This window comes from Cupriavidus sp. BIS7, from assembly GCF_000292345.1.
In the GTDB taxonomy this organism is placed as follows: domain Bacteria; phylum Pseudomonadota; class Gammaproteobacteria; order Burkholderiales; family Burkholderiaceae; genus Cupriavidus.
In genome coordinates, this window is sequence record NZ_ALOU01000049.1 from 30321 (window position 1) to 56800 (window position 26480).

Here is a 26480-nt window from a genome sequence, read left to right on the forward strand (position 1 = left end):
TTTGGTGCAACCTTTGCACCATGATCGAGCTAGGTGGTTGCACTAGGTTGCACCTCATAAATTTCCGAGAGTAAGATCGCGCCAGCCCGGCTAGCTGGCCGGTACGCACACGCGTATCGCCGATGCTGCCAAACGATATTCAAGAAATCGCTGGAGAACCGCTCGCATGGCCACCACCACCCTCGGCGTCAAGCTCGACGATGCATCGCGCGAACGCCTGAAGCGCGCCGCGCAGTCCATCGACCGCACTCCCCACTGGCTGATCAAGCAAGCCATCTTCACGTACCTGGAACAGGTAGAACGCGGCCATCATCCGCATGAGATGGGAGCCAGCGCCGTGGGCGATGCCGACGGCGGAGATTCAGGCGAGGCCGCACAGACCGACGCCGCTCCCCAGCCATTCCTGGAATTCGCCCAGAGCATCCAGCCGCAGTCGGTGCTGCGCGCGGCCATCACGTCCGCCTACCGCCGCCCCGAAACCGAATGCGTGCCGGTGCTGCTGGAGCAGGCACGCCTGCCGCACGCACAGGCCGACGCCGCCATCAAGATGGCCCGGACGCTGGCCGGCAAGCTGCGCGAGCAGAAGGTGGGCACCGGCCGCGAAGGGCTGGTGCAGGGACTGATCCAGGAGTTCTCGCTGTCCTCGCAGGAAGGCGTGGCGCTGATGTGCCTGGCCGAAGCGCTGCTGCGCATCCCCGACAAGGCCACGCGTGACGCGCTGATCCGCGACAAGATCAGCGGCGCCAACTGGCAGTCGCACCTGGGACAAAGCCCGTCGCTGTTCGTGAATGCGGCCACCTGGGGCCTGCTGCTGACCGGCAAGCTGGTGGCCACGCACACCGAGGCTGGCCTGACCAAGGCGCTCACGCGCATCATCGGCAAGGGCGGCGAGCCGCTGATCCGCAAGGGCGTGGACATGGCGATGCGCCTGATGGGCGAGCAGTTCGTGACCGGCGAGACGATCTCCGAAGCGCTGGCCAACGCGCGCAAGTACGAGGAAGAGGGCTTCCGCTATTCGTATGACATGCTCGGCGAAGCGGCGATGACCGAAGCCGATGCCCAGCGCTACCTGGCCTCGTACGAACAGGCGATCCACGCGATCGGCCAGGCCTCGCGTGGCCGCGGTATCTATGAAGGCCCGGGCATCTCGATCAAGCTGTCGGCGCTGCACCCGCGCTACAGCCGCGCGCAGCACGAGCGTGTGATCACCGAACTCTATGGCCGCCTGAAGGGGCTGACGCTGCTGGCGCGTCAGTACGACATCGGCATCAATATCGACGCCGAGGAAGCCGACCGCCTGGAAATCTCGCTCGATCTGCTAGAACGCCTGTGCTTCGAGCCCGAACTGGCCGGCTGGAACGGCATCGGCTTCGTGGTGCAGGGCTACCAGAAGCGCTGCCCGTTCGTGATCGACTACCTGATCGACCTGGCACGCCGCAGCCGCCACCGCCTGATGATCCGTCTGGTCAAGGGCGCCTACTGGGATAGCGAAATCAAGCGCGGGCAGGTCGATGGGCTCGAGGGCTACCCGGTCTACACGCGCAAGGTCTACACCGATGTGTCGTACGTGGCTTGCGCGCGCAAGCTGCTGTCCGTGCCGGATGCGATTTATCCACAGTTCGCCACGCACAACGCGCACACGCTGTCGGCCATCTACCAGATCGCCGGTCAGAACTACTACCCCGGCCAGTACGAGTTCCAGTGCCTGCACGGCATGGGCGAGCCGCTGTACGACCAGGTGGTGGGTCCGATCGCCGACGGCAAGTTCAACCGTCCGTGCCGGATCTACGCACCGGTGGGCACGCATGAAACGCTGCTGGCCTATCTGGTACGCCGCCTGCTGGAGAACGGCGCCAACACCTCGTTCGTGAACCGGATCGCCGACGAGACGATCTCGCTTGATGACCTCGTGGCCGATCCCGTGGCCGTGGTCGAGGCCATGCACAAGGCCGAAGGCGTGCTTGGCCAGCCGCATCCGCGCATTGCGCAGCCGCGTGGGCTGTACGGCAAGGCGCGGGCCAACTCGGCAGGTATCGATCTGTCGAACGAACACCGCCTGGCGTCGCTGTCGTCGGCGCTGCTGGCCGGCACCAGCGACACCCATCGTGCTGAACCGCTGCTGGGCGCGGACGTGGAGCGTTCGGGCGTCACCTCGGAAGCCGTGCTGAACCCGGCCGATCATCGCGATGTGGTGGGCCACGTCAGCGAGGCCACGCCGGCCGAGATCGCGGCCGCGCTGGGCGCGGCCGTCAACGTGGCGCCGATCTGGCAGGCCACGCCGCCCGAAGTCCGCGCCGCCGCGCTGGAACGCGCCGCCGACCTGATGGAAGCGCAGATGCAGTCGCTGATGGGCATCATCATGCGCGAGGCCGGCAAGACGTTCTCGAACGCGATTGCCGAGGTGCGCGAGGCCGTGGACTTCCTGCGCTATTACGCGACGCAGGTGCGCGAGACGTTCTCGAACGACACCCATCGCCCGCTTGGTCCCGTGGTTTGCATCAGCCCGTGGAACTTCCCGCTGGCAATCTTTACCGGCCAGGTGGCCGCCGCGCTGGCCGCCGGCAATCCGGTGCTGGCCAAGCCAGCCGAGCAGACCCCGCTGATCGCGGCCGCCGCCGTGCGCCTGTTGCGCGAGGCCGGTGTGCCGGCCGGTGCGGTGCAACTGCTGCCCGGCCGTGGCGAGACCGTGGGCGCCATGCTGGTGGGCGATGCGCGCGTCAAGGGCGTGATGTTCACGGGCTCGACCGAAGTCGCCCGCCTGCTGCAACGTAATCTGGCGGGGCGTCTGGATGCCGCCGGCCGCCCGGTTCCGCTGATCGCCGAAACCGGTGGCCAGAACGCGATGATCGTCGACTCGTCGGCACTGGCCGAACAGGTGGTGGGCGATGTGGTGTCCTCGGCGTTCGACTCGGCCGGCCAGCGCTGCTCGGCCCTGCGCGTGCTGTGCCTGCAGGAGGACGTGGCCGACCGCATCGTGGAAATGCTCAAGGGCGCGATGGGCGAGCTGACGATCGGCAATCCCGATCGCTTGTCCACCGACGTCGGTCCGGTGATCGACGACGAAGCGCGCGGCAACATCGTGCGCCATATCGACGCCATGCGTGCCAAGGGCCGCCGCGTCTACCAGTCGGATTCCCAGGCGGATGCAGCCACGCGTCATGGCACGTTCGTGCCGCCAACGCTGATCGAACTCGATTCGATCGCGGAGCTCAAGCGCGAAGTGTTCGGCCCGGTGCTCCATGTGGTGCGCTTCCCGCGTGCCGCGCTGGACAAGATGATCGACCAGATCAACGGCACCGGCTACGGCCTGACGCTCGGCATCCACACACGGATCGACGAGACCATCGCGCATATCGTTGACCGCGCGCATGTGGGCAACCTGTATGTGAACCGTAATATCGTCGGCGCCGTGGTGGGCGTGCAGCCGTTCGGCGGCGAAGGCCTGTCCGGCACGGGACCGAAGGCGGGTGGCCCGCTGTACCTGCATCGGCTGCTGTCGGTGTGCCCGCAGGATGCCGTGGTCCGCGCCGTGCGGGCATCGGAAGCCGCTGGCGCTACCGCCGCCGCACCGGCGTTGGAAGGGCTGGCCGCGCTGAAGACCTGGGCGCAGGCCAGCCAGCCAGAAGTTGCCGCCGCGTGCGACCGCTTTGCCGCAGCTTCGCCGGCAGGCCTTGGCGTGACGCTGCCGGGCCCCACCGGCGAGCGCAACACGTACACGCTGCTGCCGCGCGAACGCGTGCTGTGCCTGGCCCAGCAGGAATCGGATCTGGCGCTACAACTGGCCGCCGTGCTGGCCGTCGGCAGCGAAGCGTTGTGTGTTGACACACCGATGGCCAGGGCCCTGTCGGGACGGCTGCCGGCGGCAGTACAATCGCGCGTCCGCATGGTTTCCGACTGGATGTCGACGGACACGGCGTTCGATGCTGTGCTGCACCATGGCGATTCCGACCAGCTGCGTACCGTCTGCGAACAGGTGGCCACGCGCCCCGGTCCGATCGTCGGCGTGCAGGGTCTCGCCCAAGGTGAACCGAATATTGCTCTGGAGCGTTTGTTGATCGAGCGTTCGCTGTCCGTCAACACGGCGGCTGCGGGCGGCAATGCAAGTTTGATGACGATCGGCTGAGGCTGGCCTCGACCGTCGTGCGTCGCAGTGTGCGGCGGGGGCCGGTGATCCCGATCCCATCGCACAAACCAGGAACGGAACGGCGCCGCCAACGCCGTGCCGCAAACAATGCCGACACCGGCACCATATGGCACCCTATGGGACCCAAGGAGAACTGATGAGCTCGACATTCCGCAAAACGGCGATGACCGTTGCCATGGCCGTCGCAGGCCTGACCGCTGCTTCGGCTGCTTTTGCCCAGGCGCAGGAAATCAAGCTGGGCTTTGCCGGCCCGATGACCGGCGGCCAGGCGCAGTACGGCAAGGACATGCAGAACGGTATCGTCCTCGCCATCGAGGACATGAACGCCACCAAGCCCAAGATCGGTGGCAAGGAAGTCAAGTTCGTTCTGGTCTCCGAGGACGACCAGGCCGACCCGAAGACCGGTTCGGTGGTGGCGCAGAAGCTCGTGGACTCGGGCATCCAGGGCATGCTTGGCCACTTCAACTCGGGTACCAGCATCCCGGCGTCGATGGTCTACAACCGTGCCGGCATTCCGCAGATCGCCATGGCCACGGCGCCTGAGTACACCCGCCAAGGCTTCAAGACCACGTTCCGCATGATGACGTCCGACACCCAGCAGGGTTCGGTGATCGGCGCGTTCGTGGTGAAGAAGCTCGGTGCCAAGAACATCGCCATCGTCGATGACCGTACGGCCTACGGCCAGGGTCTGGCAGACGAGTTCGAGAAGGCCGCCAAGGCCGCCGGCGGCAAGATCGTGCGCCGCGAATTCACGAACGACAAGGCCGTGGACTTCAAGGCCGTGCTGACCAACATCAAGCGCGCGAATCCGGACATCATCTTCTACGGCGGCGCCGAGACGCAGTCGGCCCCGATGGCCAAGCAGGTGAGGGAACTGGGCATGAAGGCGCCGCTGGTGTCGGGCGAAATGTCCAAGACCGACAACTTCCTGAAGCTGGCCGGCCCGGCAGCGGACGGCACCGTGGTATCGCTGGCCGGCCTGCCGCTGGATCAGATGCCGGGTGGCCAGGCCTACGAGAAGAAGTACGAGAAGCGCTTCGGCTCGAAGGTCCAGACCTACTCGCCGTACGCCTATGACGGCGCCACCGCGATGATGACCGCGATGATCAAGGCCGGCTCGGCCGATCCCGCGCGCTATCTGCCGGTACTGGCCGCGACCAACATGCAGGGCGTGACCACCAAGACGCTGGCCTATGACGCCCGCGGCGACCTGAAGGACGGCGGCATCACCGTCTACAAGGTGGTCGGCGGCAAGTGGACCGTGCTGGAGACCGTGGGCGGCAAGTAATCCCACCCGCATCGGCGCACCGGACGACTTTCCTTCGGCCGGCACGCCTGCAGTCATGAACGCCACCCGGGCTGGGCCCGTGGTGGCGTTTTTTTGTGGTGGGCCACGGCGCGCCCCACTTCAAGAGAACGGCGATTGCGTCCTAGGGAAGTGCGTCGCTAGCCTGCTCCGTTATGCCGTCGATGGGACGGCTTTCATCATGGAGCAGAGTATGGGGATTTTCTATTCGGCGGTGATGGACGACCCGCTGGACAGCGGTGGCGATAGTCGGATTCTTGAAGGATCCGGGTCTATTCATATCACGGGCATCGACGGCCGGCGCCGGCGGATGGCGTTGATCGGGCACCGCGCGTGGTGCGGCGCATGCAAGAGCGAGGGCATCATCTTCGCTGGAGCCGGAGTGCCAGATCGGAGGCGGTTGACCGATTTGACATCGGGTGGTGCAAAACAGGCGGTGGGCGGCGATCTGGTGGCTTGCAAATGCGAACGTCCGCCGCGAATTATTCCGGAATTCGGACGGCGCTGGGTAATCAAGGTCGACGGCACCGCCGAACCGTCAGCAGGCCGAACTGCCGCTGCGCACAACGAGCCTCCGGAAGACTACGACACACATTTTGTCCTGACGGACATGCATACCGGCCAGCCCCTTGCTGGCTTTGCATGGGGCATCGAAACGCCGGACGGTGAACGCGAAGGCTGCACGGGCGCCGATGGCAAGACCGACGTCATCTGCGGCCACGAGGGCCAATCCGTGAAATTGAACTGGGTCCTCCAGACCGAAATGGGGATCCGGCCATGAGCATCGCCACTTCTTTTCTGAGTCCGAAGTCGAACCGGCAGGGCAAGGTTCTGTCGGGGAATCCAATGTACCTCGACGAAATCCCCGGCGCGATGGACAAGATGGGCTGGCGCGTGTCGGCGGCGCTGATGCGGCGGTGGTTTGCGACTAAGCCGGCGTGGGCGATGAGTCAGGCAGAGAAAACAAGGTCCGATGTCACAGTGTTACCTGTGTCCCGAGTGGAAAACCGTCTGGTGACTATGGAATGGTTGCTTGGTTTCGAGTCCGTGCTTCCTGCCTTTGATGAGTTGTGTTCAACCTGGGATACGGATAAGGGCCGTGAAGAATTGAAGAAACGGCTCTATCGCGCCGGCTGGGCTCCTGGCGTCAGTACCAAGCTCGGGTACGGTGTAACGACTGCCATGCAGGCAGAGACTACGTGCCAGGTCAATTTCAGGGCCTTTGGAGCATATCGAGACACCTTCAATGACTTGTTTGGTGCGGTTAATAAAGGCTTATTCAAGTTGGCAGTGAAGGGGCGCACTGCCGAATCGCCGATATCGGGCCGTGAAGTATTTGAGGTGCATAAGATCGGTCTGTACTGCCGTGACACCTATGATTTCGATGCAGACTGGCTCGTTGATAGTGCTGTTGGACTTGGTGTATGGAGCCGAGACCGGTGTCTGTCGAAATCAGAACTGGCCGCTTATGTTGGCTCGCCAACTGCCTTGCGAGCGGCGCGATTCGCGGGATTCGTCCCTGCGAGGAATGTCGATTTTCGCCGTTGGCAACATGCCAGGAACGAGGGCGGCGATTTTTATGTCTTTTCGGATGTCCTATGGCTCGAGCCACATATCGATCATGTTCCGCTGGATTAGGCGACGTTGGTATTTGCTGCTCGCGGCAGCATTAGTGGGTATCTTCATTCACCTATCCAAACGCGGAGTGTTGTACGACGACGATTGCTGGAGTCCAAACCATGAGTTCTTCATGGTTCGAAAGCAGACGGTCGCGTCGGCGTTACTTTCCAGGCGCGGTGACGAGAATGGGTGGGTTTTGATCTACGACAAGCATGGCAATTTGGTGCACCGCTGGGACGGAGACCTCAGTACGGAAGGTGGACCATTTTGGAGTGGAGATGCTGTGAACATCCTGAATCAGCCGCAGGCACTGTTGCCTTTGCCAGTAGATGGCGGAGACAGCGACCGTATTCATCTTTGCTACTGAACCACAGCGTCATGCTCCGTTGGTATTTGCTCGCTGTCGCCACGTTGATCGGCCTCTCCATCAGCATCGGCAAACGCGGCATTCTCTACGACGACGACTGCTGGAGCCCCAATCACGAATATTTCATGGTTCGAAAGCAGACCCTCTTCTCGGCGTTGTTTTCGAGATACGGCGATGAGGAGGGTTGGATTCTGATCTATGACAAATACAGCAATTTCGTACACCGCTGGGATGGCGGGTTGAGTGGCTACGGTGGACCTTGGTGGCTTGGGAAGAAGGTCGTAATCATGAATGAACCGCAAGCCACGTTGATTCTGCCGACAGACGGTGGCGACGGCGATCTCAACCGCATTTGCTATTAGTTCCAATGTACTAATGACTTCACCAAGTCCTATGAAACGAATGAATCCAAAGGCATTGCAATGGCTTGGGCGTGAGTGGTGGGCGCTCGTGCCGCTTGTTCCATTCTTGCTGATGGGCTTGAATTTTTCATACGCTCTGCTGTTCGGTGAAAGATGCTGGAGCCCCAATCGTCAATACTATTTGATCAAGGTGGAGAGCCTGCTGTCATCCGCGCTATATGCGCCTGGCAACAAATTTGGTTGGGTGCTTGTTTTTGACCAGAAGGGCAACCTGCTACATCATTGGAATGGCGACTTTTTTACTTATAACCGGCCCACCTGGAAGCAAAATTCCGTAGTGTTTGGCACAGATGACCGGCTCCACTTGCCGACGAACGGCGCCGCTGACAATCAAGACAAGACGTGTCTTTGAGACTGTTAGCCATCCGAGTGTGCAACGCCGTGGTTGACCGTGGTCGAGCGCCCGAGTTGGAGGGCCCCTCGGTCCGTCAACCCCAATCACCTCCCTTTCCCCCGCTGTTCTTCCCCAAGCAACCCCCGCCGTTAGCGCATAATTCTGCTTCTGCTGAATTTTTGAACAAGGAATCGACCGTGCAGGATGTCCGTTACGAGCACGCGATCGCGCTAGCCAATGAAGGGCGCCACGACGAGGCGCTGCAGATTGCCGACCAGCTTTGGGCGGCGCACCCTGAAGTGGTGGATTACGCCGCACTGCGTGCGCAACTGCATGCCGATCGTGGCGATGTGCCTGGCGCGCTGGCCGCGCTGGATGAAGCGATGGATCGACTGCCGTCGCTGCAACTGGCGCCGGTGCACCGCTGGGCGTCGCGTGGCGCGCTGGCTCATGTCTACGGCACGCTGCTGATGCGCGAGGGTCGCGATACCGATGCGCAGCCGTGGCTGCATGAAGCCGCTCGCCGCAATGGTTTGGCCACTGGTGAATGGGCGGCGCATTTCTATGCGGGTTTCGTTGCGTTCCGGCTCAACGACTTCGCGCTGGCCGGCCGCTACTGGCATGACCTGCTGTACCGCGCGCCCGACCTGGGCGCCGGCGACATCCTGCCGCTGGTGCAGGACTACGTTGCGCGTAGCGATGCCGCTGGCCAGCCCGGCGAGCCACTGCTGCGCGTGTGCCTCGGGCGCATCGCGCTAGATTCCCCCGAGTTGCTCGATCTGACGCCGGCCGAGGGCGACGCGCTGGCCGTGGTCCAGGCCGAACGCGTGCTGGCCGATCATCCCGACCATCCCGAGGCCCGCCGTCTGCGTGCGCCGCTACGGCTGGGCATCGACCCCGCTGGCGCGCTCGACGACATGGATACCTATCTGCGTCAGGAGCCCGATCCGCTGGCACAGGTACGCGCGTTGACCTGGCGCCACCAGAACAACGCGGCGGCGGCGGCCAACGCTCCCGCGCCGCAACCGGCTTGGACCGGATTCGCGATGACCGCCGATGCCGATGACGGCGCACTCTACTTCCACGCTGCCAGCGCGCTCGGTGCGTTCATCGACGAGGTGCCAGCGTCGCAGGCCACGCTCAGGCCGCTGCTGGAGGCCGCCTGTCGCAAGGGTCTGGCCTGTTTCGAGGCGTACTTTTCCACAGGCGAGGGCGACGTGCGCGGCCATGGCGGCAATGCCGATCCCCATCTCTATTCGCTGCTGTGCCGACTGCTGGCGCGCTTGCTGCCCGCTGACGCGGAACACTTGGAAGAGAAACTGGCGCTGCACCGCAAGGGCATGGAAGCCAGCGATTTCATCGATCACTGGATCGATCTGCTCGATGCGCACGCCGCAGCCGGCCAGCATCAACAGATCGTGGACCTGGCCGGAGAGGTGCTGAACCGTTACCCGTTGGAGCGGAATCCGGCGGATGTCAGTTGGGCGTTCAGCCGTCTGGTGGCGGCCTGGGCAGCCATTGGCGGGCGTGAGGCGGCCGAGTCGGCAAGTGCGGCCATCACGCATATGGATGCACGTCTCGATGCGTTGCCGGTTGAGGCGCGCAGCGAAGGTGCGCACGCCATGGCACATGCGCGTGCGCATTACGCGGGGCTGCTGCAGACCGGCATGGCGTCGATGGATGAACACGACCGCACCGACGCACTGAACGAGCTTGAGGCACTGCAGCGCCGGTCGATGCTCGTGGAGGATGGCTGGCTGTGCAGCCGCTTCGGACAGATCTGGCGCGACGTTGGCGACAACGAGCGCGCGCTGCCGCTGCTGGAGCAGGCTGTTTTGCTGGGCGAGGGCGATGCGCGCGCCCAGGCCCCGACGCGTGTGCAGCGCGCTAAGCTGTTCGTCGACATGGAGCGATACCCCGAAGCGCTGACCGATTTCCAGCTTGCGCTGGCCGCGCGGGACGACTGGGATGCTCAGACCTGGCTGGCAGCCGTGCGCGCCGCGCTGGGAATGGGGCAAAGGGAGACAGCACTCGCCTGGTTCGAGCGGGCGCGCGCGCTGGACGCCGAAAAGGGTACGACCCGCGGGCTTTTTGCACAGGTGGAGGCCAGTTTGAAGGCGACGCGCCCGAGGTGGAAGGTCTGGGGCGTATGAGCCGAATCTGATTTTGAAAATGCCAAAAAGCGCCATCGACGAAGATGGCGTTTTTTGTTTGTAGAAGCTGAAAATTGCGAGCACATTAACAGAAACGTCGGACAACACCCGACACGAAAATTCGCGTGCTTCCGTTACCATGTCGGCCATGACCGGATTGAGCCAACTTTTCCCATCTCTGCCTTTGGTTCCGGGCGGCCTGTTCTGGGTCGGGCTTGCGCTGATTGGCGCGGGACTGGCCGGAGAGGTCTGCCGCCGCTGGCTGGCCTGTCCTCGTATCGTCGGATACGCGGTGGCGGGGCTGTTCGCGGGTACGCTTGGGCGCAGCATCGTCGACGAAAACATGATTGCGCAGACGCGCATCCTGATCGACATGGCGCTGGCCCTGGCGCTGTTCGAGCTTGGCCACCGGCTGTCGCTGTCGTGGCTGCGCGCGAACCGCTGGCTGCTGTTCACGAGCGGGGCGGAAAGCCTGCTGACCTGGGGGCTGGTGTCGACGGTGCTGCAATGGCTCGGTGCGTCGCCAGCCGTTGCGATCCTTGCGGGTGGCATCGCGGTCAGCACGTCGCCAACCATCGTGCTCCAGCTCAAGAACGAACTGCGTGCCGATGGCCAGGTGACCGAGCGGCTGATGGCGATGTCGGCCCTGAACAGCATTTATGCGGCCGTCATCGTGCAGGTGGCCACCGGCTGGCTGCACTCCGAGTACGGCAACATCGGCGCGGCGCTGCTGCATCCGTTGTACCTGCTGGTTGGGTCGTGCCTGCTGGCGTGGGTCGTCGGCAAGGTTGGCCATGCGATCTACGCCCGGATGTCCGCCGATGATCATTACAGCTTCCTGGTGCTGGTTGGCGTGGTGCTGTTTGCGCTGGCGCTGACGCGCGTGCTGAAACTGTCGATGCCGCTCTCACTGATGCTGGCCGGTGTGGTCTTCAAGCATCAGGATCGCCAGCCGCATGTGTGGCCAACGCACTTCGGCAGCGCGGGCAGCCTGCTGATCATCGTGATGGTTGTCTCGCTCGGCCTGCCGTTGACGGCACACGACTGGGCGATCGGCGGCATGCTGGCCATCACGCTGGTCGTCATGCGTCACATTGCCAAGCTTGTTGGCGTGGTATCACTGGGATCGTTCTCGGGCCTTAGCCTGCGCCAAAGCACGGCGCTTGGCCTGGCGCTGGCCCCGATGTCCGGGCTGGCATATCTTTTGATGAACGATGTCGCACTGCTGTACCCGGGGACCGGGTCGCCGCTCGCCGCGATCATCCTGTGTGCGCTGGCGATCGAACAACTGCTCGGGCCCATCGTTGCAGCGTGGGCGCTGCGCTACGCTGGTGAAGCACGTGACCATGGAGGGCGCTGATGTCGCTCGAAGCGTTCAAGCATTCCGAAGCACTGACGTTCGGCGTCGAACTGGAGCTGCAGCTCGTCAACCGCCATGACTACGACCTGGCCGCGTTCGCGCCCGACCTGCTCCGTGCGCTCAAGGGCGCACAGCATGCCGGCGACATCAAGCCGGAGATCAGTCCGTCGATGATCGAGATCAGTACGGGCATCTGCCATGACTATGCGCAGGCGCTTGAAGAACTGACAGTCATGCGCGACCTGATGGTCAACGCGTCACGTTCGCTGAACCTGGGGATCTGCGGCGGCGGTACGCACCCGTTCCAGGTGTGGTCAGATCGCACAATCTCGAACTCGCCCCGCTACCAGTACATTTCCGAGCTCTATGGCTATCTGGCCAAGCAGTTCACGGTATTCGGGCAGCACGTCCATATCGGTTGCCCGAGCGCGGACGAATCACTGTTCCTGCTGCACGCGATCGGGCGCTACGTGCCGCACTTTATTGCCTTGGCTGCATCGTCGCCCTATGTGCAGGGCGTGGATACCGGCTTTGCATCGGCACGCCTGAATTCGGTGGCTGCATTTCCGATGAGCGGGCGTGCACCGTTCGTGCTGACGTGGGATGCCTTCACGGCGTACTTCGAAAAGATGCGTGCTACCGGCGTGATCGAGAGCATGAAGGACTTCTACTGGGATATCCGTCCCAAGCCGGAATTCGGCACGATCGAGGTCCGCGTCATGGATACGCCATTGACCGTGGGCCGCGCCTGCGACATCGCGGCCTACATTCAGGCACTAGCGCGCTACCTGCTGCTGTCGCGGCCATTCATGCCGCAGGAAGATGACTATCTCGTCTACACGTTCAATCGCTTCCAGGCGTGCCGTTTCGGTCTGGAAGGCGAGTACGTGCATCCGAATGAACTGACGCGCAGGCCGATCGCCGACCATATCCTGTCGATCTGCGATGCGCTCGAGCCGCATGCCGAAGCGCTGGGTTCGCTGCAGGCGCTGGCCAATATCCGCGCATTGGCTGCCAGCCGCAGCAATGATGCGCACTGGGTGCGCACCATCAACGACGATGCGCACAGTCTGCGCGATACGGTGCGGCAGACCTGCGAGCAGTGGGAATCCTGAACCAGTCCTGGCGCTCAGGCGCCGTGCGGCACGCTTTCACCATCGCGGCCCGTCACCAGCCCTAGCTGCTGGTTGGCGGGAACGGCCACGTCGATCATCTTCGGCCGAGGTAGGTTCAGGCCGCGCATCATGACGATGAACTCGTCGCGCGTGCGGCCTGCCACGCGGCTGTTGGTGGTGCGCTCCTGACCGATCGTTGATTCGGTGCGGCCCTTGTAGTCATGCGCAGGAAAGACGCGCGTGTCGTCGGGCAGGCGGAAGAGCTTCTGCGTCAGGCTGTCGAACAGTGTGCCCGCATCGCCCGACTGGAAATCGGTACGGCCGCAGCCATCGATCAGCAAGGCATCGCCAGTGAAGATGCGGCGTACCACACCATCGGCAATTGGTTCTTCCCAGAGATAGCTCATGCTGCCCGCAGTATGGCCCGGTGTATGGATTGCTCGCAGCACTTGTTTGCCGAAGCTGATCGTGTCGCCGTCAATGAGCTGTTTCTGCGCCGGCTTGATGTCGCAGCCGGAGGGCGCGGCGGTGTGCGCGCCAGTTTGCTGCGCGAGGTGTCCCGCGGACGTGATGTGATCAGCGTGCGCGTGCGTCTCGACCACCCAGGCCAGTTTCGCCCCAGCACCGTTGAGCACCGCGAGGTCACGCTCGTACTGCCGATCCACGGGGTCGATCAGCACGGCCTCGTGGGTGTCCGCGTCGATCAGCAGGTAGGTGAAGGTGGATGACGTTTCGTCAAAAAGCTGATGGAAGGTCTGCATGGCCGTGTTCTCATTCTTGGCAAGCCGGATGTGCCTCAATCATACGTCGGCAATGGCCGCCGACCACCCGAATCAGCACTCCACGATATTGACCGCCAGGCCGCCGCGCGCGGTTTCCTTGTATTTGGTCTTCATGTCCGCGCCGGTTTCGCGCATGGTCTTGATGACCGAGTCGAGCGAAACATAGTGCGTGCCGTCACCGCGCAGCGCCATGCGTGCCGCATTGACCGCCTTCACCGATGCCATCGCATTGCGCTCGATGCACGGAATCTGCACCAGTCCGCCCACCGGGTCGCATGTCAGGCCAAGGTTGTGCTCCATGCCGATCTCGGCGGCGTTCTCCACCTGCTCGGGCGTGCCGCCAAGCACCGCGGCCAGCGCGCCCGCCGCCATCGAGCAGGCCACGCCGACTTCACCCTGGCAACCGACCTCCGCGCCAGAGATCGACGCGTTGAGCTTGTAGAGCAGGCCGATCGCACCAGCCGTTAGCAGGAAGTCCACAGCGCCCTGGCGATTGGCACCCGGGATAAAGCGGTCGTAGTAATGCAGCACGGCCGGAATGATGCCCGCCGCGCCGTTGGTTGGTGCCGTGACCACGCGACCGCCGGCTGCGTTCTCTTCGTTGACGGCGATTGCGTAGAGGTTGACCCAGTCCATCACCGAAAGCGGGTCGGACAACGTGCGTTCGGCGCGTTCGGTCAGGTTGCGGTATAGCTCGGGCGCGCGGCGGCGGACCTTGAACGGTCCCGGCAGTTCGCCGTCAGTGCGGCAGCCACGTGCCACGCATTGCTGCATGACATCCCAGATATGCAGGAGGCCGTCGGTGACGTCCTGTTCGGATCGCCACGTCAGTTCGTTCTCGAGCATGAGCCGTGCGATCGACTTGCCACTGGCGTGGGCCATATCGAGCATCGCGCGGCCGCTGCGGAACGGATGCGGCAACTGGCGTTCGGCGGCCTGCAACTGCGTGTTCGGCGCACCGGCGGTGACAATGAAGCCGCCGCCCACTGACAGATAGCGAGCCTCGCGTAGCGAGGCGCCGTCTGCGTCGTAGGCGTGGAACTTCATGCCGTTGGGATGTTCGGCCATCGCCTCGCGGCGATAGAACGCGATGTGGTCGCGCTCGACAAACGGCACGGCATGCGTACCGAGCAGCGAGAGTGTGCGGCTGGCGCGCAGCGCCGCGAGCTTCTTGTCGATGGTATCGGGGTCCACCGTATCCGGCGACTCGCCCATCAGACCCAGGATCACGCCCTTGTCAGTGCCGTGCCCCTTGCCTGTGGCGCCGAGCGATCCATACAGCTCCACGCGCACGCTGGCCACTTGCGCCAGCAGCCCGTCGCGCTCCAGACCGTGCGCAAACATCAGTGCTGCGCGCATCGGCCCAACCGTATGCGAACTGGACGGGCCGATGCCCACCTTGAATAGATCGAAGACGCTGACAGCCACGACTGACTCCAGTGATGCGCCGGCACTTGGCCGGAGCAGGGTCCCACCAGCGGCACCCGGGTGGCCCGGACGCCGCCTTGCTGCCTTGCAAGAGGGCAGATGCCTCAGTCTTCAGCGTACTCGCTCAGCGGCACGCACGAGCAGAACAGATTGCGGTCGCCATACACGTTGTCGGCACGGCCAACCGGCGGCCAGTACTTCTGCGTGCGCAGCGATGCCACCGGATAGGCGGCTTCCTCACGCGTGTACTTGTGGTTCCACTCGTTGCCGACGACCACGGCGGCCGTGTGTGGCGCGTGCTTGAGCGGGTTGTCGTCGCGATCAAAGCTGCCGTCTTCCACGCGGGCGATTTCGCCACGGATCGCGATCATCGCGTCGATGAAGCGATCGAGCTCATGCAGCGCTTCGCTCTCGGTCGGTTCGATCATCAACGTGCCCGGCACCGGGAAGCTCATCGTCGGCGCATGGAAGCCATAGTCCATCAGGCGCTTGGCCACGTCCTCGTTGCTGATGCCGGTGGCTTTCTGCAGCGGACGCAGATCCAGGATGCACTCGTGTGCCACCAGGCCATGCTGGCCCGTGTACAGCACCGGGAAATGCGGCGACAGGCGGCGAGCCACGTAGTTGGCCGTCAGGATCGCGTTCTCGGTGGCGGCGGTCAGGCCGCTCGAACCCATCATCGCGATATACATCCACGAGATCGGCAGAATGCTGGCCGAGCCGAACGGTGCGGCGGAAATGCCACCGATGCCATTGTCATCGCGGCGATAGCCGACGCTGTCCTGGTTCGGCAGGAAGTCCGCCAGATGCGCGCCCACGGCCACCGGGCCGACGCCCGGGCCGCCACCGCCGTGCGGAATGCAGAACGTCTTGTGCAGGTTCAGGTGCGATACGTCGCCACCGAACTGGCCCGGCGCGGCCACGCCAACCATCGCGTTCATGTTCGCGCCATCGACATAAACCTGGCCGCCGTGCTTGTGCACGATCTCGCAGATCTGCTGAACGCCCTGCTCGAACACGCCGTGCGTGGACGGGTACGTGATCATGATCGCAGCCAGGTTCTTGCTGTGCTGCTCGGCCTTCTTCGCCAGGTCTTCGAGATCGACGTTGCCGTTCTCGTCACAGGCCACCACTACTACCTTCATGCCGGCCATCTGTGCCGAGGCCGGGTTGGTGCCGTGCGCGGACGACGGGATCAGGCAGATGTCGCGATGGCTTTCGCCACGGCTGGCGTGATACGCGTGGATGATCAGCAGGCCGGCGTACTCGCCCTGCGAGCCCGCATTCGGCTGCAGGCTCACCGCGGCGTAGCCGGTGGCGGCGCACAGCATCGCTTCAAGCTGGTCGATCATTTCGCGATAACCGACGGTCTGGTCGAGCGGCGCGAACGGGTGGATATTGCTGAACTCGGGCCACGTGACCGGAACCATCTCGCTGGTGGCGTTGAGCTTCATCGTGCAGGAGCCCAGCGGAATCATCGTGCGATCGAGCGCGAGGTCCTTGTCGGCCAGCGAACGCAGGTAGCGCAGCATCTCGTGCTCGGCGTGGTGCGTGTTGAACACCGGGTGCGCGAGATAGGCGCTCTGGCGAGCCAGCGCAGCCGGGAAGCCGTCCTGCACCGAGGCTTCGATCGTGTCGAAGTCGGGCACTGCCTTGCCGTGCGCGAAGATCTCCCACAGCGCGACCACGTCGTCGCGCGACGCAGTTTCGTCGAGCGAGATGCCTACGCGCGTGCCGCCGACATGGCGCAGGTTGATGCCGCGTGCCGTGGCAGACGCGTGGAATGCCTCGGTGTTGAAGCCGGTTTCCAGCGTCAGCGTGTCGAAGAACGTGGCGTTCACGGGCGTGTGGCCCAGCGTCTTCAGGCCAGCCGCCAGCGTGGCGGTCAGGCGATGCACGCGCTGGGCAATACGCTTGAGGCCCTGCGGACCGTGGTAGACCGCGTACATCGATGCCATCACGGCCAGCAGTACCTGTGCGGTACAGATGTTCGACGTCGCCTTCTCGCGGCGGATATGCTGCTCGCGCGTCTGCAGCGCCAGACGGTAGGCCTTGTTGCCTTGCGCGTCGATCGTCACGCCGACCAGACGGCCCGGCATCGAACGCTTGAATTCATCCTTGACCGCCATGTAGCCCGCGTGCGGGCCGCCGAAGCCCAGCGGCACGCCAAAGCGCTGCGAGTTGCCAACGGCCACGTCGGCACCCCATTCACCTGGTGCGGCGATTAGCGTCAGCGCCAGCAGGTCGGCGGCCACCACCACAAGGCCACCGGCCGCGTGCACGGCGTCGGCAATCGCGCGGTAGTCGGCAACGTCGCCATTCACACCGGGGTACTGCAGCAGCACGCCGAACGCGTGGGCCTGGGAGGCGTCAGCAGCGGGGCCGACCTTGACCTCGATACCAAGCGGCAGGGCGCGCGTGCGTACCACTTCCAGCGTTTGCGGCAGCACGTCGTCGGCCACGTAGAACGTGTTCGACGCATGCTTGTTGACGCGCTGCAGCAGCGTCATCGCCTCGGCCGCGGCGGTGCCTTCGTCGAGCATCGACGCATTGGCGATATCCAGGCCGGTCAGGTCGGTGATCATCTGCTGGAAGTTCAGCATCGCTTCCAGACGGCCTTGCGAGATCTCGGGCTGGTACGGCGTGTATGCGGTGTACCAGGCCGGGTTCTCGAAGATATTGCGCAGGATGACGCCCGGCGTGATCGTGTTGTAGTAACCCTGCCCGATGAAGCTCTTGAGCACGCGGTTCTTGTTGGCCAGCGTGCGCAGGCGGGCCAGCGCGGCTTCTTCCGTCAGCGGCGCGGTGAATTCGCCAAGCGACATGCCGTCGCGGCGGCGGATGGCGGCGGGCACCACGGCATCGATCAGCGCGGCGCGGCTTTCATAGCCGAGCGCCTTGAGCATGTGTTGCTGTTCAGCGGTGTCGGGACCGATATGACGGGCGGCGAAGGCGTCGCGCGCCTCCAGTTCGGCCAGCGTGGGCCGGGCACCTTGGGCGGCAGCGTTCATGGGGAGCGGGGCGTTCATGGCAAGGAATCTCGTGGAGCACGCGGCGCCAGGTGGTCAGCCCGGCCGCCGCGCGTGCGGCATCAATTACGTCGGTGTGTCAGGCTCAGGCGCCGACGCTGGCCTTGTAGGCGTCGGCGTTCATCAGGCCGTTCACGTCGTCGGCGTTGGCCGGCTTCAGCTTGAACAGCCAGGCGTCGAACGCGTTGGCGTTGACAGATTCCGGCGAGGCCGAAGCGGCTTCGTTGACGGCGATCACTTCGCCGGCCACCGGGGCGTAGATGTCGGAGGCGGCCTTCACGGACTCCACCACGGCCAGCGCATCGCCGGCGCCGACCGACTTGCCCACTTCGGGCAGTTCCAGGAAGACGATGTCGCCAAGCGCATCCTGTGCGTGATCGGTGATGCCGATCGTCAGCGTGCCGTCGGATTCGACGCGCACCCATTCGTGCGACTCGGTGTACTTGAGGTCAGCGGGGAAATTCATGAGGTTCTCCGGGAATTCGGTTTGTTTCTTGTTTCAATCACCCGCCCGCAGCAGGTTGGCTCGAGCGGACGGGTGGAGGGGCGACCGTTGTGTAAAGCCGGGCGGATGCCTCAGCTCACGAGTGCCTTGCCATTGCGCACAAACGGCAGTTTAACCACAGTCGCGGTCAGTTTGCGGTCACGGATTTCGACCTGGACGTCGGTACCGGGCGTGATGTCCTTCGGCAGGCGGGCAAAGGCGATCGACTGCTGCAGGCTCGGGCTGAACGTCCCGCTAGTGATCTCGCCGGCGCCGGAGGCAGTGATGACTTTCTGATGCGCGCGCAGCACACCGCCCTTGTCGCGCAGGATCAGGCCCGCGAACGTCTGCTTCTGGCCGCCGGCCAGCAGCGCCGGCTTGCCGGTGAAGTCGCGCTCGCTTTGCAGATCGACGGTCCAGGCCAGCCCGGCATCGAGCGGGGAGGTGTGGATGTCCATGTCCTGACCGTAGAGATTCATGCCGGCCTCCAGGCGCAGCGTGTCGCGCGCGCCCAGGCCTGCAGGGCGCACGCCCGCGGCGGACAGTTTTTCCCAGATACCTGCGGCGTTCTCGGCCGGCACCACAAGCTCGAAGCCGTCTTCGCCGGTATAGCCGGTGCGCGCCACCATCAGTTCGCCCATTTCGGCGTCCTGGACAACAAGCGCATTGAACGGCTTGAGCGCGTCGGCCGGCTGGGTCGACGGGAATGCCTGGTACACCTTCTGGCGCGCGTTCGGGCCTTGCACCGCAACAATCGCCAACTTGCTGACACCAGCGGGGGCCACGTCGCCACGGCGCGGGGTGATCGTCACGCCGCTGCCGGTGGCCGCGTTATGCGACTGGATCCATTCGATATCGCCGACGGCCGTGCTGGCATTCACCACCAGACGGAAGCGGTCCTCGGCAAAGAAGTAGACGATCAGGTCGTCGATGACGCCGCCTTTCTCGTCGAGCATGCAGGAGTAGAGCGCCTTGCCCGGCGTCTGCAGCTTGTCGACGTTGTTGGCCAGCAGGCCGCGCAGGAACGCGCGCGTATTGGGGCCGGTCAGGTCCACCACGCACATGTGGGAAACATCGAACATGCCGGCGTCCGCGCGGACGGCGTTGTGTTCCTCGATCTGAGAGCCGTAGTTGACCGGCATGTCCCAGCCGCCAAAGTCGACCATGCGGGCGCCGAGGGCGCGGTGGATGGCATTGAGGGGCGTGGCCAGAAGCGTCATGGATGTCCTTGGGGCGGTTCGAAAACGAAAAAAGGGTCATCCGCCGCAGCGCCGGTTGCGCAAAAGCGTAACCAGTCCGCTGCCGCGGATGACCCCTCTGTCCTCGATACCTGAGAGATTACGAAGCTCGTCGCTCCGTGCGCCCCTTCGGTGGACATGCTCACCATGCGCGTGGCGCAGTGGCGGATGTCGCTCTCCAGAGTGCGGCATGCATCGTGTGCATGTTGCATGCCGATCCGGCCAGTCCATGGTGCCTGAGAGTTTTCGGGTGATACCCCTTCGGCGGCGCAGTTGCTGCGCGCTCTCCCGGCCAGATGCGCGTGAATGTACGGGACCGGTTCCCCTTTGTCAAACCTGCCTGACCTGCCTTGGCGAGCCGGTCCCCCGGTCGATCTGGTCAATCTGGTGCATCGTCAGCGGTCAGTACCGCCGACAGTGCTGCTAGTGCCCCTCTGCTAGTGCCCCTTGGTGGTGACGTTACCGATCACGCCACCCACCGCAGCGCCGCCAAGCGTACCCAGCGCGCTGCCTTCGGTCAGTACTGCACCGCCCACGGCACCCACGCCTGCGCCGATCGCCGTGTTGCGCTGCTTCGGCGTCATGTCGGCACAGCCGCCAAAGGCAACCAGCGTGACACCAATCAGTGTGACCTTCGAAATCGTGCGAAGCGTTTTCATGATGGCCTCCAGTGCATTTATTGCATCGTTGTTGATGTGTCGAACCTGCCACGCGCGCCTGCCAAGGCCGGCGTGCTGTGATAGGTGAGAGGCAGATGCGATGGCTGGGTGCCCGCGACTTACGATTGTTACGGGCCGGAAACGCCTGCCGTAGGACAGCATCGGACACCGGTCTGGACATGAGGCACATGCGCGCGTGTGCGTGTTAACATCGGCGGCTTCGGCGCACCGGGTCCGGTGTGCATCATCCGCGCCTTTCCGGCCGATTCTCCTCGCTGATCACATGTCACACGGGCTCAATTCCGCGCAATCCGAAGCCGTCCGCTACCTGGACGGGCCATGCCTCGTCCTGGCGGGCGCCGGATCGGGCAAGACGCGCGTGATCACGCAGAAAATTGCCCACCTGATCGAGGACAAGGGGTTCGAGCCTCGCCATATCGCCGCCGTCACTTTTACCAACAAGGCGGCCAAGGAAATGCAGGAGCGCATCGGCAAGCTCATGGAGGGCAAGACCACGCGCGAAGGCAAGCGGATTCCGCTCAAGCAACTGACGGTCTGTACGTTCCACTCGCTTGGCGTGCAGATCCTGCGCATGGAAGCCGAACACGTCGGGCTGAAGCCGCAGTTCTCGATCATGGATTCGGACGACTGCTTCGGCCTGGTGCAGGAGCAGCTTTCCACCACGGACAAGAAGCTGATCCGCAGCGTGCAGAGCACGATCTCGCTGTGGAAGAACGGCATGGTCGATCCGGAAACGGCGCTCGCGCAGGCAGCCGATGCCGACGAGCATCAGGCGGCCATGGTGTATCGCAATTACGTGGCCACGCTGCACGCGTACCAGGCAGTGGATTTCGACGACCTGATCCGCCTGCCCGCCGAGTTGTTCGCACGCGACGAAGCCGTGCGCCTGAAATGGCAGAACCGTCTGCGCTACTTCCTCGTCGACGAGTACCAGGACACCAACGCGTGCCAGTACGAGTTGCTCAAGCAGCTGGCGGGCGGCTCGCACCTGCGCGCGCCGGCATTCACGGCGGTGGGCGACGACGACCAGGCCATCTACGGCTGGCGCGGTGCCACGCTCGACAACCTGCGCCTGCTGCAGACTGACTTCCCGGCGCTCAAGGTCATCAAGCTCGAACAGAACTACCGTTCGACGGTTCGGATTCTCGAAGCCGCCAACGCGGTGATCGCCAACAACCCGAAGCTGTTCGACAAGAAGCTCTGGTCCGAGCACGGCATGGGCGATCCGATCGCGATCCATCCGATGAACGACGAGGAGCACGAGGCCGAGTCGGTGGTGTTTCGGCTGTCCGCCCACAAGTTCGAGCGGCGCGCGCAGTTCCGCGATTACGCGATTCTCTATCGCGGCAATCACCAGGCGCGGCTGTTCGAACAGATCCTGCGCCGCGAGCGCATCCCGTACGTGCTCTCCGGCGGCCAGAGCTTCTTTGACAAGGCCGAGATCAAGGACATCTGCGCGTACCTGCGCCTGATTGCCAATCCCGACGACGATCCCGCGTTCATCCGCGCGATCACCACGCCGCGCCGAGGCGTGGGCAACACCACGCTTGAAGTGCTCGGCACGTTCGCGGGCCAGGCCAAGGTGTCGCTGTTCGAGGCGGCCATGATGGGCGGCATCGAGGCGAAGCTGCAGCCGCGCCAGCTCGAGCCGCTGCGCACGTTCTGCGAATCGATGGTGCGTCTGGCCGATCGCGCGGCGAATGACCCGGCCACCGTGGTGCTGGATGACCTCATGGAAGGCATCCACTACGAGGCCTATCTCTACGACACGTTCGACGAACGGCAGGCGCAATCGCGCTGGACCAACACGCTCGAATTCCTCGACTGGCTCAAGCGCAAGGGCACGCGCCCCGAGCCGGAAGGCGAGGGCGAGGCAACCGGCTTCGACAACGCGGACGGCTTTGGCGACGAAGGCAAGAATCTGCTTGAGCTGACACAGACCGTGGCGCTGATGAGCATGCTGGAGGGCCGCGAGGAAGATCCCGATGCGGTTAGGCTGTCCACGCTGCATGCATCCAAGGGGCTTGAGTATCCGCACGTGTTCCTGGTTGGCGTGGAGGAGGGCATCCTGCCCCATGCGCGCGAGGACGACGAAATGTCCGACGAGAAGATCGAGGAAGAGCGCCGCCTGATGTACGTGGGCATTACGCGCGCCCAACGCAGCCTGCAGATCACCTGGTGCAAGAAGCGCAAGCGCGCTCGCGATACGTATTCCTGTGAGCCGTCGCGTTTCATCGCGGAGATGAAGCTCGAGGACGGCCCCGCGCCGAAGGACGAGACGCCGGCCATGAGCCCCAAGGACCGGCTGGCGGGGCTCAAGGCATTGCTGGGCAAGCCCGCCACCGCCGATTGATACAAGCCAGACAAGATTAAAGGGGGCCCGCTCAATAGGATTGCCGGGCGCGCTTTCGTCTCGGCGTCAGTCGCGACACATCGTGCCTACCCTTCGGCCACGGTGTGTGCTGGGCGCATGCAAGCCCGGCTTCTTCCCTGTTGAGCGCTCCCGGATGCGGCAGCACCGGGGGCGTTTTTTTCTTGTGCCTCTTCTGTGCCGCTTCTGTGCCTCTCTGTGCACGTATCAAGTTTGATACAAAACCGGCATCGCCTGTAATGGCCAAGCTGGTACATTGGGCGCTCCATCCGGCTGCGGTTCCGCGGCCGAATCCCATCTGCCCGTCTGCACGTTCGACATGGATCTTTCCCCCGCCCTGCCCATCCGCCTGCTGATCGTCGACGACGACCCCCAGATTCGCGCGATGCTGACCGAATATCTCGCCACGTTCGGCATGGAAGCCGAAGGTGCCGAAGGCGGCACTGCGATGCGTGCGGCAATGGCCAAACAGGAATACGACCTGGTAATCCTGGACCTGTCGCTGCCCGGCGAGAACGGTCTGACGCTGTGCCGCGAGATCCGCGATTCGAGCAACCTGCCCGTGATCATGCTGACCGCACGCGCGGAACTTGCCGATCGCGTCGTGGGGCTCGAAGTGGGGGCGGATGACTACGTCACCAAGCCGTTCGAAATGCGCGAGCTGGTGGCTCGCATCCACACGGTGCTGCGCCGCAGCCGCGCCGATGTGCGGCGCCCGGCACCTGCCGCAGCGGGGCATGAGGTGCGGTTCGGCACGTGGCGCCTGAATACCACGCTGCGCCAGCTGGTGGATGCCGAAGACACGGTGGTGCCGCTTTCCAACGCAGAGTTCCGGCTGCTGCTGACGTTCATCGAGCATCCCAATCGGGTGCTCGACCGCGAAATGCTGATCAACACCGCGCGTGGCCGCGATCTCGATGTGTTCGATCGCAGCATTGACCTGCTGGTATCCCGCCTGCGCCAGAAGCTGCGCGACGACCCGCGTGACTCGGCGCTGATCCGGACCGTGCGCGGCGAAGGGTACGTGTTCACCGGCAGCGTGGAGCACTGAGGCATGCCTGCCTCGACTCAGCCAACGGCCGAGGGCGCCAAGGTAGTACGGCCCGATCCGCGCACCGTTGCACCGGAGCGGCATCGACGCTTCGACTCGATGTTCGTGCGGTTGTTCTTCGTAATGGCCGCGATCATGCTTGCCGTCCACGTGCTGGGCGTGACCGTGATCGAAGGGCTGTTCCCGCGCCCTGGCTCGGAACGCTACATGGAACGGATGCGCCGCGCCGCATCCGAGGCCGAAGCCGCCGGGCAAGCCGTGCATTCGTTGCCGGTGGCGCCACCGGCAATGCCCCGGCCGCTGCCTGGGAACGTGGCGGCAACAGGCCACCCGCACGGCCCCCCGCCGCCGCCCAATGACGACGACGATGACGGCGACAACGACGGGCCGCCGCTGCATCCCGACGCGTTCCGCGTGCCGAGGCCGGGCGAATTTGTCGGTCCGCCGCCGGGTCTGCACGGGCCGCCGGAGGGGTTCCACTTCCGCGGCATCTGGCCACCGCACCTGGGCATGCTGTTCCAGCTTGCAGCCATCCTGATCGCTTCGTGGGTTGGGGCCCGCCTGCTGGCGCGGCCTGTGCAGCAACTGGCCAGCGGCGCGAACCGCCTTGCGCAGGACGTCCACGCGCCGCCGCTGGAGGAAGAGACCGGGCCCGCCGAAGCACGCGATGCCACACGTGCGCTGAACCTGATGCAGCAGCGCATTCGCACGCAACTTGCGCAGCAATCGCGCTTTCTGGCCGCGGTGTCGCATGACCTGCGTACCCCGCTGACGCGCATGAGCCTGCGTATCGAACGCATCGAAGACAACGACGTACGCTACCGGCTGCGGCAGGACCTTGCCGAGATGAACGGCCTGATCGATGCCACGCTGTATTACCTGCGTGAACGCGACGATGCGGCAGGGCCACGGCAACGCGTGGACGTGCAGGCACTGCTGCAGGCGATCGTCGACGACGCCGAGGAAATGGGCCAGGACGTGCGGCTTGTGGGCTCGGCTGCGCCGCTGCTGGCCTACCCAGCCGAATTGCGCCGCGCGGTGGTCAACCTCGTGGAAAACGCGCACCGCTACGGCGGCGCCGCGCAGATCGTGCTGACCGACAGCGCCGAGCGCGTCATCATCGACGTCTGCGACAACGGGCCAGGCATTCCGCCCGCGGAACTCCAGCGGGTGCTGGAACCGTTCTATCGGGTGGAGTCGTCGCGCAGCCGCGCGACTGGCGGCGTGGGCATGGGGTTGGCGATCGCCGCGGACATCGTCGCGCGCCACGGCGGAGAACTGACGCTGACCAACCGGCACCAGGGTGGTCTGCGCGTGCGCATGGTGCTGCCGCGCGTTCGGCTGAGCGACTGAACTGCCTCAGGCGCGCTGCGGCACGCCGCTCTTGTTGATCGCCGCAAGCTGCACGTACTGCGAGCCGCGCAGCCCGCGCGTGAAGTCGAGCGTGAAGTCGCCCACGTCCACGCGCGTCTGCAGCGCACGACGCAGTTCAAGCGGACCGGGCCCCTTCGTCGAACTGGCCGCTCGCACGAGCCATGCCGCGCCGATGTAGCCGGCAAGCGTGGCAGACGAGGGCGGTTCGTCGAGGTACTGCTTCATCCGTGCAACGTGTTCCTTCACGACGCGCAGCGTCGATTCCTGCGGCCCCGGTGCAATCTGCGACACCACCATCCCGCCCGCATAGCCGGTACCGAGAATTTCGCGCGCCGATGCCGGACTGACGGCAGACAGCCCCACCAGGAATCCGTACCAGCTCTGCGTGGCCAGCGCACGGCCAAGACTGCCATAGGTAAGCGTATCCCCAGCCACGATCACGGCCCCCGGACGGGTTGCCGCGATACGCCGCGCGATGTCGTCGAAGTTGCCCGTAAGCGGCACCGTCTGTATCGACATCTCCTTCTCCAGCCGCGAAAGCCACTGCGTGCCCGCCGCGAGCGTACCCGCCGCGAAATCGGGCGATACGGCCAGCGTCACACTGCTCAGGCCGAAGCCGCGCAGCTGACGTACCGCCGCGTCCATTTCGGCTTGATAGTCGGCGCGCGTGAACCAGACGTTCTCTGCATTCAGCGAGAGGCCCGACAACGGCGCGACGATCTGCACGCCGCGGCGCGTTAGCTCGGCAGACGTGGCCAGCGCCGGAAGCAGGGCGTCGCCGGGCCCGAACAGGATCTCGGCGTGATCGGTGTCGGCCAGCGCCACCGCCTGGGCGATGGCGGCACGCGGATTCGAATCCGAATCGCGCACGACGTGGACGATGTGCAGGCTGCCATTTGAAGCGTTGTATGCATCGAACAGCACCTTTGCGCCTGCAAGGTAATCACGCGCCAGATCGGCCTGCGCGCCCGTTCGATCGACAAGCTGACCGACGACAAGCTGGCGCCGCGGTCCGGACTGGCCGGCCTGCGCAGGCTGCGCAAATGCGGCAGGCGTGGCGATGCCTGCCAGCGTGGAGAGCGCACCGAGCGAACCCAGTACATGGAGTGCACGACGGCGGCCCGCAGATGCGGGAACGCATGAGGACATCAACTGCGGCAGGGCTTTGCGCATGGCAGCGGACCAGTATCTGTGATGAAGGCGGGAAGTTGCAGGTGGGGCT

Annotated in this window: 20 protein-coding genes and 2 riboswitches; of the genes, 13 read left to right on the forward strand and 7 right to left on the reverse strand. The window is 64.4% G+C overall.

The features are described 5' to 3' along the window. Positions 1–166: 166 nt before the first annotated feature. The 10 genes from putA (at position 167) to B552_RS0117760 (ending at position 12821) form a co-directional block, all read left to right on the forward strand. Positions 167–4123, forward strand: coding sequence for a trifunctional transcriptional regulator/proline dehydrogenase/L-glutamate gamma-semialdehyde dehydrogenase (gene putA, locus B552_RS0117715; protein ID WP_019450389.1), 3957 nt, complete (start codon positions 167–169; stop codon positions 4121–4123). A gap of 157 nt (positions 4124–4280) precedes the next feature. Next, positions 4281–5432, forward strand: a complete 1152-nt coding sequence (locus tag B552_RS0117720) for a branched-chain amino acid ABC transporter substrate-binding protein (RefSeq protein WP_019450390.1) — start codon at positions 4281–4283, stop codon at positions 5430–5432. A 199-nt stretch (positions 5433–5631) separates the two neighbouring features. Beyond that, the gene (locus tag B552_RS27650) at positions 5632–6231 is read left to right on the forward strand and encodes a PAAR domain-containing protein (protein WP_157160284.1); all 600 of its coding nucleotides are present in this window, start codon (positions 5632–5634) and stop codon (positions 6229–6231) included. After that, positions 6228–7088: a DUF6402 family protein gene (locus B552_RS28135; RefSeq protein ID WP_019450392.1), complete on the forward strand. Its 861-nt coding sequence runs from the start codon at positions 6228–6230 to the stop codon at positions 7086–7088. Before B552_RS27650 ends, B552_RS28135 begins: the two co-directional genes overlap by 4 nt. Further along, positions 7072–7437: a hypothetical protein gene (locus B552_RS28915; RefSeq protein WP_157160285.1), complete on the forward strand. Its 366-nt coding sequence runs from the start codon at positions 7072–7074 to the stop codon at positions 7435–7437. The genes B552_RS28135 and B552_RS28915 overlap by 17 nt, the downstream gene beginning before the upstream one ends. A gap of 11 nt (positions 7438–7448) precedes the next feature. Next, positions 7449–7799: a hypothetical protein gene (locus tag B552_RS0117740; protein WP_157160286.1), complete on the forward strand. Its 351-nt coding sequence runs from the start codon at positions 7449–7451 to the stop codon at positions 7797–7799. Between the two features lie 31 nt (positions 7800–7830). Continuing rightward, entirely contained in the window at positions 7831–8211 is a 381-nt protein-coding gene (locus B552_RS0117745; RefSeq protein ID WP_157160287.1) for a hypothetical protein, read from the forward strand. 179 nt (positions 8212–8390) lie between these two features. Further along, the gene (locus B552_RS0117750; protein ID WP_026035778.1) at positions 8391–10346 is read left to right on the forward strand and encodes a tetratricopeptide repeat protein; all 1956 of its coding nucleotides are present in this window, start codon (positions 8391–8393) and stop codon (positions 10344–10346) included. A 139-nt stretch (positions 10347–10485) separates the two neighbouring features. Beyond that, positions 10486–11706: a cation:proton antiporter gene (locus tag B552_RS0117755; protein ID WP_026035779.1), complete on the forward strand. Its 1221-nt coding sequence runs from the start codon at positions 10486–10488 to the stop codon at positions 11704–11706. After that, entirely contained in the window at positions 11706–12821 is a 1116-nt protein-coding gene (locus B552_RS0117760; RefSeq protein WP_019450398.1) for a YbdK family carboxylate-amine ligase, read from the forward strand. The genes B552_RS0117755 and B552_RS0117760 overlap by 1 nt, the downstream gene beginning before the upstream one ends. 14 nt (positions 12822–12835) lie before the next feature. On the opposite strand, the gene B552_RS0117765 is transcribed toward B552_RS0117760, so the two are convergent. From B552_RS0117765 to B552_RS0117790, 6 genes are all read right to left on the reverse strand, one after another. After that, the gene (locus B552_RS0117765) at positions 12836–13582 is read right to left on the reverse strand and encodes an MBL fold metallo-hydrolase (protein ID WP_019450399.1); all 747 of its coding nucleotides are present in this window, start codon (positions 13580–13582) and stop codon (positions 12836–12838) included. A gap of 72 nt (positions 13583–13654) precedes the next feature. Continuing rightward, a complete protein-coding gene (locus B552_RS0117770; RefSeq protein WP_019450400.1) occupies positions 13655–15031 on the reverse strand; it encodes an L-serine ammonia-lyase in 1377 nt (458 codons plus the stop codon). 104 nt (positions 15032–15135) lie between these two features. After that, positions 15136–18060, reverse strand: coding sequence for an aminomethyl-transferring glycine dehydrogenase (gcvP, locus tag B552_RS0117775; protein ID WP_026035780.1), 2925 nt, complete (start codon positions 18058–18060; stop codon positions 15136–15138). Between the two features lie 85 nt (positions 18061–18145). Next, the gene (gcvH, locus tag B552_RS0117780; RefSeq protein ID WP_019450402.1) at positions 18146–18526 is read right to left on the reverse strand and encodes a glycine cleavage system protein GcvH; all 381 of its coding nucleotides are present in this window, start codon (positions 18524–18526) and stop codon (positions 18146–18148) included. Positions 18527–18636: 110 nt separating this feature from the next. Further along, positions 18637–19764 (reverse strand): glycine cleavage system aminomethyltransferase GcvT, encoded by a 1128-nt coding sequence (gene gcvT, locus B552_RS0117785; RefSeq protein ID WP_019450403.1) that lies wholly within the window; start codon positions 19762–19764, stop codon positions 18637–18639. An 87-nt stretch (positions 19765–19851) separates the two neighbouring features. Next, positions 19852–19974, reverse strand: a riboswitch (glycine riboswitch). Between the two features lie 21 nt (positions 19975–19995). Next, positions 19996–20083: riboswitch (glycine riboswitch) on the reverse strand. Positions 20084–20219: 136 nt separating this feature from the next. Continuing rightward, positions 20220–20441, reverse strand: a complete 222-nt coding sequence (locus tag B552_RS0117790; RefSeq protein ID WP_019450404.1) for a glycine zipper 2TM domain-containing protein — start codon at positions 20439–20441, stop codon at positions 20220–20222. A 283-nt stretch (positions 20442–20724) separates the two neighbouring features. On the opposite strand from B552_RS0117790, the gene B552_RS0117795 reads away from it, so the two are divergent. The 3 genes from B552_RS0117795 (at position 20725) to B552_RS0117805 (ending at position 25237) form a co-directional block, all read left to right on the forward strand. Further along, entirely contained in the window at positions 20725–22815 is a 2091-nt protein-coding gene (locus B552_RS0117795; RefSeq protein ID WP_019450405.1) for a UvrD-helicase domain-containing protein, read from the forward strand. Positions 22816–23152: 337 nt separating this feature from the next. Next, positions 23153–23884 carry a response regulator gene (locus tag B552_RS0117800; RefSeq protein ID WP_019450406.1) on the forward strand — a complete coding sequence of 244 codons (732 nt, stop codon included), beginning with the start codon at positions 23153–23155 and terminating at the stop codon, positions 23882–23884. A 3-nt stretch (positions 23885–23887) separates the two neighbouring features. Further along, positions 23888–25237 carry an ATP-binding protein gene (locus B552_RS0117805; RefSeq protein WP_019450407.1) on the forward strand — a complete coding sequence of 450 codons (1350 nt, stop codon included), beginning with the start codon at positions 23888–23890 and terminating at the stop codon, positions 25235–25237. Positions 25238–25243: 6 nt separating this feature from the next. Here B552_RS0117805 and B552_RS0117810 read toward each other — a convergent pair whose 3' ends face one another. Continuing rightward, positions 25244–26431: an ABC transporter substrate-binding protein gene (locus B552_RS0117810; protein WP_019450408.1), complete on the reverse strand. Its 1188-nt coding sequence runs from the start codon at positions 26429–26431 to the stop codon at positions 25244–25246. Positions 26432–26480 lie beyond the last annotated feature (49 nt).